Here is a 7,873-nt window from a genome sequence, read left to right as displayed (position 1 = left end):
CCCGTAGTACTCGCTCTTCACCCTGTCCGTGTCGACGCTCTCGTCCTCCGACGTGCCGTAGTACTCACTCTTCACCTTGTCCGTGTCGACGCTCTCGTCCTCCGACGGCTTGCCGGACTTGCCGCTCACACCGCTCTCCGTGGAGCTGCCGACCTTCTGGCTCGTCAGTTCGGAGTCGCAGGCGGTGGCGGTCGCGGTGAGGGCCGCAACCGCCGCGACAGCCAGAACGAAGCGGGCGGAACGGGCGGCGAGGTGCGAGCGCATGGTGGTCTCCATCGACGGTGGTGAGCGGCGGTGTCCTGCTGACGCCGCTAACGCTAGGGCGGAGACGGTCTTGGAATGATCGCGTGAATGTTCGGGTTCTGTCTCACCCGCTCCGGCCCTCTGCACCGGCCACCGGCCCCGCAAGTCCCCGCCTCTTCCCTACGGTTGCCACAGCGCGTCCAACGCTTCGAGGGTGGGGTCCACGATGTCCCAGTCATGCGCGGAGGGATGACCGGCGTACAGCCCGCACGCGTCCTCGCCCGCGCCATCGAGCACGCCGCACCAGGCCAGCCCCGCGAGTCTCGTACCTCGGTCGTTCCAACAGGCCCAGAATGCGAGGCGCTTGGCGTCTTCCTCCCACAACAGCGCGGTGTGGTCGCCGTCGTGGTTCTCGGCCAGTTCGCAGAGGACGTACCCGGCCTCCGGCGGCGGGCATCCGAGGGCGGCCATCAAGCGGGCCACGCGCTGCGGGGGCGGCAGCAGGACCACGGCCGTGCAGGGGTTCATCGCTGTCCGTCCTCGTCGGGGTCGCCCTCGGACAGGAGCCGCCGGACCTCCGCGTGGGTGTGCTCGGTGAGCAGGTCGCCGAGCGGGTCGGTCACGGCCCAGGAGTGCGGGCCGGGGTGGTGGTCGAAGAACGCACACGCCGAGACGGTGTGCGCGATCAGGTCGCGGTAGAGGGCGGGACAGAGCGACAGGGTGTCGAGCCCGTGGACGCGGTGCGCGCCGGTCCCGGACCAGAGGAACCACAGGTCCCGGTCGTCCGGAGTGTCGGCCGCCCACAGATGCGCCGCGTGCTGGACCGACTCGTCGTGCTCGCCCAGTTCGCACAGCAGGAACTCGTCCGGAGCGAGAGCATCGGGCGGGCGCCCCGGGCCGCCCTCCATGGTGGCGAGCGCCAGCAGCGCTTCGGCGTACGGAACCTCGGTCACGGCAGTGCATTGCAGCACGGGATCGGTTCTCCTCCTTGTGGTGCCCGGCCGGGACGAAGCCCGGCCCCAGTACGAACCCGCCGGCACGACACCCGGCCGAACGGAGACGCGTGATCACGCGCCACGGCAGCCGGCGAACGCCGGAAGCCGGTACCGGTCCCCCGCGCCCCGGTTCCCAGCGCTCCGGTCCCCAGCGCTCCGATGGCCCGTGCTCCGCTGGTCCGGCCGGACGGGCCACCCGGCGAGGGTGACGCGCAGCCCGACAGCCGGGTCGACCACGGTGAGCAGGGCCGGAAGCCCGCACTCCAGGGCCCGCAGGGCGTCGTCCTGGAGTCCGTCGTCACCGGCCCACGCCCGCAGCCCTTCCGGGGCGTCGGTACCGTGGAAGGTCACCTGCCCTACGTCCCCGGCCCGGAGCCACGGCGATGCGGCGGGCAGATCCCGCCCGTGCCCGTCCGCCAGCCGCAGCGCCTGCCTGCGGAGCCAGCGGAGGACGAGCCGACGGTTCGGCATGGCGACCCCGCCCAGCCACACCGCGCCCCCACCGGTCGTGGCGGTGACAGCCGCCACGTAATCGAGGTCCCTCATGCGGAACCCCCGCCGCCGCCCGGAAGGACCATGCTCCGCAACAGGGCAGCCGCAGCCTCGATCGCGTTCAGCACCGCCTCCCGCTCCGCGTCCCGGTCGGTGATCGCCGCGTCCAACTCGGCCAGGAACAGGGCTCGGTGGACATGGTCCGACTCGATACGCCGCAACTCGGCGAAGGCCGGGTCGTGTGCGTCCGGCGGGCGAGGAGTGCGCGCCCGCACGAGGCGCGGGAAGCGGAGCCGCAGCTGTACCTCCACCGCCCTCATGGCCCTCAGCGCCCTCACAGCACTTCACCTCGGCTACGGGCGTTGAGCCGCGCGGTCCGGGCCCGCAACTGCTCCATGAGCAGCGCGGGGCGCACATGCCGGGGCTCGACCTCCCACTCGCGCCCACCGCCCACCGGCCGGAGCGACCAGTACAGGCCGGCCACCCCTCGGAACTCCCCCCACCCGGTCACCGCGACTGGTGTCCGTCAGAAGCGTCCCAATGGCGGGGAGACGCACGGGTTGCTGGGAATTCGGGCACACGTTCTCGCCATACACCGATCGCTCCTCTCTGTAGCCGTTTGACTACCGGGGCGACTCAGAGTGGCCTAGGGTCGAAGTGTCTTCAACGTTTCGGATTTGGGGGGCACGTTGGTAAATCGTAAGGAGCTGAACCCTGACGCAGGCCCGGAAGCAGCCTTCGGCGCACGCCTGCGCGGCGCGCGAGAGGCGCGGGGCTGGAAGCAGGACGACCTCGGCTCACGCATCGGGTACACCGGCCGTCATGTCTCAGGGGTGGAAACTTGTCACAAGTCCCCAACTCGCAGGTTTTCGATCGCGGTTGATGTCGCACTGGGCTTCGAAGGAACGACGGAATCGTTCGAACGCGAGTGGCGCGAGATCAAGCACGGCGTGCTGTTGCAGGGCTTCCCCGAGTACGTGGGGCTGGAGGGCAGGGCGGCGGAGATCAGGCTGTTCGAGGCGGGCGTGATACCTGGCCCGCTTCAGACGCGTGAGTACGCCCAGGCGTTGGCCGACAGCACTGTCGAGCGAGGCACCAACACACGGGAACAGGCCGACGAGCAGGTCGCATTCCTCATGGAGCGTCAGGCCGCGCTGGCGCGAGACGTACCTCCCCTGGTGATAGCGGTTCTGGACGAGAGCTGCATCCGACGTCCCATCGGTGGCGCCGCCGTCATGGACGCGCAATTGCAGCATCTGATCGGCTTCGCAGCTCAGCCGAACACTATGCTCCAGATCGCCCCCTTCAGCCTTGGCGAGCGTCGCCCGTTCCACCGGCTGGTAAATCTGCTGACCCTTCAGGATCGTTCAGTGGTCTCCTACCTTGAGTCGGAAACCCAAGGGCATCTGGACCGAGAAATGGCCTCCGTGCTGCCGCTGGTGAGGGCCTACCATCAGTTGCAGGCCGTATCTCAGTCGCAGACAGCCTCCGTGGAACTAGTCCACCAGCTTCGAAAGGGCACCTCGTGACGACCGACTCCATGAACCCCTACTGGGTCAAGTCCTCCTACAGCGCCAACGGCGGCTCCTGCGTCGAGTGGGCCCCGCGCACCGCGTCCGCCACCGGCATCGTGCCCGTACGCGACTCGAAGGACGTGGGCGGCCCGGTGCTGAGCTTCCCCGCAGCCGCGTTCTCGACCTTCGTCACGGGTATCAAGTCAGGCGAGTTGCAGCACTCGTGACCGCGACCGGTCGATGACGAAGGGACGCACGATGGCAGCCGAATCTCCCCGATGGTTCAAGTCCTCGTACAGCGGTAACGGCGGCACCTGCATCGAGGTCGCCGCCGACCTCGCCGCCTCGCGCGGCGTCGTGCCCGTACGGGACTCGAAGAACGTGAGCGGTCCGGTCCTCAGCCTCTCCGTCCCCGTCTTCGCCTCGTTCGTGGCGAGCGTCCGGGCCGGCGACTTCGACGCCGTCTGACCGACCGCATCAGCACCGCCCCACCGTGCCGCCGAGCAGGGTGGGGCGTTGCGCTGCACGGAACGCCCTCCTGGAGCAGCCCCCGGCAGTACGGACGGCATACATCGCGGAGTGTCGCTGTTGCCGCAACCATGCCCAACATCACCGGCGTCGTGGCCCGCGTTTTCGTAGACGATCTCGAAGCCGCGATTCCCGTGTACCGACAACTGGCCCGGACCACAGCGGTCCATCGCTTCGCCTTCCATGGAGTCGAGCTGGCCCGGGTCGGATCGTTCCTCCTGCTCAGCGGCGACACAGCGGCATATCGCGACAGAGTGGCGACCCTCCTGGTGCTGCAGATCGCTCCGGTGGTCGCTGCGATCGAACACACGGGCGGGCAGATCCTCGACGGCCCGTCCCCGGCTCCCAACAGGGGCCTGCCTAGTGTCTCGTGATCCTGTCAGCGTTACTTGATCTTGAGTGTCTCGCTGTATTGGCATGGAGCTCTCTGTGAAACAGGCTGTCGAGCTGCGGGAGTTGGTGAGCAGTCGGGACGTGCCTGCGGATATAGCCACGCGGGGCCGGATCGTGCTCTGGTGACCGGCCCGGCGGGGCCCGGGAACAGGTGATGGCACGGGTACGGGCCCGCGTCATTGCGCTGACACGTATGACGCCGCCGAACGGCACTGGTCTTTCGCACTGGTCCACACGCGAGTTGGCGAAGTACCTGAAGCGGACTGAGGACATCACCGTGTCCTGGCACTACATCGCGCGGATCTGGCGGGAGGGGAATCTCAAGCCGCACCGCTCGGACACCTTCAAGATCTCGAAGGACCTGGCGTTCGCGCGGAAGGTCGCCGACGTGATCGGTCTCTATCTGGACCCGCCGGGCGGCGCGGTGGTGCTGTCGATCGACGAGAAGACGCAGGTGCAGGCGTTGGACCGGACCCAGCCGGTGCTGCCTGTGGCGTTCGCGGCCACTGACAAGCGCACCCACGACTATGCGCGGCATGGCACGACGAACCTGTTCGCCGCTCTCGACGTCGGCATCGGGGAAGTCATCGGCGAGTGCGAGCCGAACCGGAACGGCGCGACCTTCCTGGCTTTCTTGAAAAGGCGGTGAAGCCACACGCGGGCAAGGAGATCCATGTCGTCCTGGACAACCTGTCCACGCACACAACGCCGGAGGTGAAGGCGCGTGGCTGTCGAAGAATCCGCATATCGACTTCCACTTCACCCCTGTCGGCTCCTCCTGGTTGAACCAGATCCAGATCTGGTTCGGCATCCTGACCCGGCAGTCGATCCGCCGCGGAACGTTCTCCAGCCTCAACGTCCTGGTCAAGCAGATCCGCGACTACATCAGCTCCTGGAACCAGGAGGCAAAGCCCTTCACCTGGACCGCGACCGCCGACGAGGTTCTCGCCAAGGTCCGACTCATCAAGACCAACGTGAAAAAACTCGTCAACAGCAACTCGAAATGATGCAAACAGGATCACGAGACACTAGAAGACGGCCTCTCAGCCGGGGGGATCGGTGTGCCCGTGCCCGGTGTGGCCGGCGTGGAGGGAACGGTGGTGAGTGTCAGTTCAGCATCCTGCAGCTGATGAGTCACCGCGTACACAGAGTTGAAGTCGTGGACCCGGAAGACAACGTCCTCACCAGGCCGGAGATCGGTGCCCTGGCCGTTGTTCAGTCCCGCGGCGATGACTTTGGCCTCGACAGGGCCGGTGTTCTCGACCTTGACCTGCGTGCCTGCCGGAGGCCGCCAGCATTCCGTCACCCGCAGATCGGATGGAGCGGTCCGGCTGACCTTGCAGACAGGATAGGCGCCAGCGGAGTCGCTGCTCGGTGGCGTGTCGCCGGCAGGAGCCTGAGCTGAGGCCAGGCCGGCCCCGCCGAGAAGGAGCACGGCAGCTCCGAGACCGGCGGCGGTTCCCTTCCGGATACGGGCGGAGAGAATAGACATCGGGATCCCTTCCAAAGAGTTGACCTCGGAATTCGACGAGGTGCCCGACCTCGCGTAGACCGAACACCACCATGGAATGCCAGCACAGAGTCAAGCCGCCTGGGGAAACTGCCTAGACCTGCATGAGCCGCGAGCCTCCCTGACGGGCCGCGCAGCCCTCGGAACCGGCCTTCGACCGGGCTCACGGCCCCTGTGTCCAGCCGAAGGTCCACGCCTGCTCAACGGGTCGACCGCGCCACGGGACGCCCGGGGGCGATCGCGGGAAGCGGGTGACTGACCATGAGCGCTTTCAGCTCTGCCTCTCCAGAAAAGATCTGCCAGGATTTCAGGCGGGCGACGCCTCGTTCGACGGGAGTGCGGGCGTGGGCGAGTGCGCGGTTCAGCGTCCGCTCGGTCGGTGACAGTTCGTCGTTGGGCGGGCGTCGGATCGCGGTGGTGACCCAGGAACCTGCGGCTATGTGCGCGCGGTCGGCTACGATCGGGATGCCCTGGCGTTCGCAGATCCGGATGATGCGGTGGGCACGGGCTGCGGTCAGGTCGTGTGCGCGGCCCGGCAGGGCAGGGGCGAGGGCGTCGTGCTTGCGCAGGTAGGTGAGTGCGACCAGGACACGCTGGTGCGGCGGGAGCTTGCAGCGGCGGTCACCCTCAGTGGGTGACGATGAGCATCGTGCCGCACTCGACAAGCGCAGGCGGCAGGTCGAGTGCGGCAGGGTAAGGAACCGTGGGACGGCACGGCGGCGTGTGGTCTCCGTCGAGGTCGACGCGGCGCTCGCCGAGCAGGTGGCCAAGAACGCGGCGGCGGCAGGCCACCGGAGCTCTTGGGCCTCGGCCGACTACACGCCGGAACGGCAGGAGTACGCCGTCACGCAGTACGGGCCCCGGAGGCTGTGGGACGAGGCCCGGTCGGCCTACCGGGCCTGGGAGGCCCTGGGCCGCCCGGCACGCGACCGGGCGGGCCTGTCCGTCACCGCCGGGGGCCAGCAGGTCTGGCTCGACAGCCCGGACCATGTCCTTCGGCAAGCGGCTCCCCGAATCTCCGCGAAGGGGCTCCACAGGCGCTCAGCCTGATCCTCCCGCCTTTTCGCGACGAGCGCTTCGAGAAGGCCGGTGGCGAACCACCGGCCTTCTCGGAAACCCCCGAAACCACTCCGGCTTTCGGCGCGGTCCTATCGATTCGTGATGTGGAATTCGGAGTTCACATGGCCGATGCCGCCGCCTATGGAGCCGTTGACGTTCACGAGAGGGCTGTTGGACGTCGTTCCGTCGGTGTCGTTGTGATTGATCGTGTTGTCGTTCGCCGAGATGACGACCTGGGCACCGCTCGGGTCGGCGTACCTGAGCAGAGCGTGGGCCCCGTACATCCAGCTCGACACGTCGACCTGCTCGGACTTGCCTGCCGGCAGGTCGACGGCTCGCTGACCCCAGTGCCCGGAGTCGTTGTGGTCGGCCGACACGAGCTTCAGGTCCGTGGTGCTGTCGTTGTAGACCTTCATGAACAGGTGGTAGGTGGGGCTGGCCTGCGTCCCGGCGGGAGCGGAGGCCGCCGGGGGGCTCTGCGGGGCGGCGGTGCCGGTGTCAGCTGCGGCGATGCCCGCCACACCGCCCATCAGGGTGGCGGTGGTGGCTGCGACGACAACGATACGGGCGATTCGGGACATCGGAATTCTCCTCTGGCGCAGGAAGGCCAACCGGGTTGCGGTTGCACCTCTTTGCCGTGGACGCGAGAACGACCGTGGATTCGAATCGAATCGCCGGAGGCTCTTCTCTATCGCGCCTTGCGGTATGAAAAACGTACATCGCCGCTCGTCTGCCAAGCCCCTGGAACCGGCAAAGCGCCCATAAAAGAGAATCAAGACCGAGTGATTTACCTGGCGTTATCCCGACCCGTGGCGTCACGTGCCGCACGGGCGGCGCCTTCCGAATCACCGGGAAGAGGCCGCCCGAGCGCCGACGGTCAGGACGTAGCCAGCGTCGGACTACTGACGTAGGTGCCGACGCTGTTGACCAGTTGCGTCTGAACGTGGGCGGTGGGGGCGAAGAGATCGGGCTGGTTGAGCTTCGCGATGCTTCCGCCGTTCTCCGGGGCGAGGTAGCCGCCGTAGGGATTCTTGAGGGGCAGCGTCGACGGAGCAGCGGTGGCGCCGTAGCGGGTGATGAGGGAGGCTTCGGGCTTCTCGCCGTTGTAGTGGTGGTAGGCGCCGATCGCCGGGTCGGCA

14 protein-coding genes and 3 pseudogenes are annotated in these 7,873 nt (G+C 67.7%); 7 read left to right on the top strand and 10 right to left on the bottom strand.

Going from position 1 to position 7,873, the window contains the following annotated elements; translation table 11 throughout:
• From EES43_RS19590 to EES43_RS19565, 6 genes and pseudogenes are all read right to left on the bottom strand, one after another.
• Positions 1–264: pseudogene (locus EES43_RS19590) on the bottom strand (hypothetical protein); the annotation flags it as partial.
• A gap of 159 nt (positions 265–423) precedes the next feature.
• Positions 424–771: a hypothetical protein gene (locus EES43_RS19585; RefSeq protein WP_124269900.1), complete on the bottom strand. Its 348-nt coding sequence runs from the start codon at positions 769–771 to the stop codon at positions 424–426.
• A complete protein-coding gene (locus EES43_RS19580; RefSeq protein WP_124269899.1) occupies positions 768–1,214 on the bottom strand; it encodes a hypothetical protein in 447 nt (148 codons plus the stop codon). Before EES43_RS19580 ends, EES43_RS19585 begins: the two co-directional genes overlap by 4 nt.
• Before the next feature lie 96 nt (positions 1,215–1,310).
• Positions 1,311–1,784, bottom strand: coding sequence for a hypothetical protein (locus EES43_RS19575; RefSeq protein ID WP_241192479.1), 474 nt, complete (start codon positions 1,782–1,784; stop codon positions 1,311–1,313).
• The gene (locus EES43_RS19570) at positions 1,781–2,068 is read right to left on the bottom strand and encodes a hypothetical protein (protein ID WP_241192478.1); all 288 of its coding nucleotides are present in this window, start codon (positions 2,066–2,068) and stop codon (positions 1,781–1,783) included. Before EES43_RS19570 ends, EES43_RS19575 begins: the two co-directional genes overlap by 4 nt.
• Positions 2,065–2,326 (bottom strand): annotated as a pseudogene (locus EES43_RS19565) (hypothetical protein). Before EES43_RS19565 ends, EES43_RS19570 begins: the two are co-directional and overlap by 4 nt.
• 93 nt (positions 2,327–2,419) lie before the next feature.
• On the opposite strand from EES43_RS19565, the gene EES43_RS19560 reads away from it, so the two are divergent.
• The 6 genes from EES43_RS19560 to EES43_RS31030 all read left to right on the top strand — a co-directional run bounded on the left by EES43_RS19560 (position 2,420) and on the right by EES43_RS31030 (position 5,172).
• The gene (locus EES43_RS19560) at positions 2,420–3,259 is read left to right on the top strand and encodes a helix-turn-helix domain-containing protein (RefSeq protein WP_124272069.1); all 840 of its coding nucleotides are present in this window, start codon (positions 2,420–2,422) and stop codon (positions 3,257–3,259) included.
• Positions 3,256–3,471 carry a DUF397 domain-containing protein gene (locus EES43_RS19555; protein ID WP_124269898.1) on the top strand — a complete coding sequence of 72 codons (216 nt, stop codon included), beginning with the start codon at positions 3,256–3,258 and terminating at the stop codon, positions 3,469–3,471. Before EES43_RS19560 ends, EES43_RS19555 begins: the two co-directional genes overlap by 4 nt.
• Positions 3,472–3,502: 31 nt before the next feature.
• On the top strand, positions 3,503–3,712 hold the full coding sequence (locus EES43_RS19550) for a DUF397 domain-containing protein (protein WP_124269897.1): 210 nt from the start codon (positions 3,503–3,505) through the stop codon (positions 3,710–3,712).
• Positions 3,713–3,843: 131 nt separating this feature from the next.
• On the top strand, positions 3,844–4,146 hold the full coding sequence (locus EES43_RS19545; protein ID WP_124269896.1) for a hypothetical protein: 303 nt from the start codon (positions 3,844–3,846) through the stop codon (positions 4,144–4,146).
• Positions 4,147–4,319: 173 nt separating this feature from the next.
• Positions 4,320–4,814, top strand: coding sequence for an IS630 family transposase (locus tag EES43_RS31035; protein WP_206430088.1), 495 nt, complete (start codon positions 4,320–4,322; stop codon positions 4,812–4,814).
• 133 nt (positions 4,815–4,947) lie between these two features.
• Positions 4,948–5,172, top strand: a complete 225-nt coding sequence (locus tag EES43_RS31030) for a hypothetical protein (RefSeq protein WP_206430087.1) — start codon at positions 4,948–4,950, stop codon at positions 5,170–5,172.
• Positions 5,173–5,183: 11 nt separating this feature from the next.
• Here EES43_RS31030 and EES43_RS19535 read toward each other — a convergent pair whose 3' ends face one another.
• Together EES43_RS19535 and EES43_RS19530 are read right to left on the bottom strand one after the other, a co-directional pair.
• Positions 5,184–5,657 carry a hypothetical protein gene (locus tag EES43_RS19535; protein WP_124269895.1) on the bottom strand — a complete coding sequence of 158 codons (474 nt, stop codon included), beginning with the start codon at positions 5,655–5,657 and terminating at the stop codon, positions 5,184–5,186.
• Positions 5,658–5,965: 308 nt separating this feature from the next.
• Positions 5,966–6,323, bottom strand: a pseudogene (locus EES43_RS19530) (transposase family protein); the annotation flags it as partial.
• A gap of 75 nt (positions 6,324–6,398) precedes the next feature.
• Here EES43_RS19530 and EES43_RS19525 point away from each other — a divergent pair.
• Positions 6,399–6,725: a hypothetical protein gene (locus EES43_RS19525; RefSeq protein WP_124269894.1), complete on the top strand. Its 327-nt coding sequence runs from the start codon at positions 6,399–6,401 to the stop codon at positions 6,723–6,725.
• 98 nt (positions 6,726–6,823) lie between these two features.
• Here the strand turns inward: EES43_RS19525 and EES43_RS19520 are convergent, their stop codons facing one another.
• Entirely contained in the window at positions 6,824–7,315 is a 492-nt protein-coding gene (locus tag EES43_RS19520; protein ID WP_124269893.1) for a hypothetical protein, read from the bottom strand.
• 296 nt (positions 7,316–7,611) lie between these two features.
• Positions 7,612–7,873: hypothetical protein (locus EES43_RS30710; RefSeq protein WP_164493205.1), on the bottom strand; the 262-nt coding region annotated here is incomplete at its 5' end.

The organism is Streptomyces sp. ADI96-02 (genome assembly GCF_003846185.1).
GTDB lineage: Bacteria > Actinomycetota > Actinomycetes > Streptomycetales > Streptomycetaceae > Streptomyces.
The sequence above is the reverse complement of the archived record's forward strand: the minus strand, read 5'-3'. Positions and strand labels throughout refer to the sequence as shown.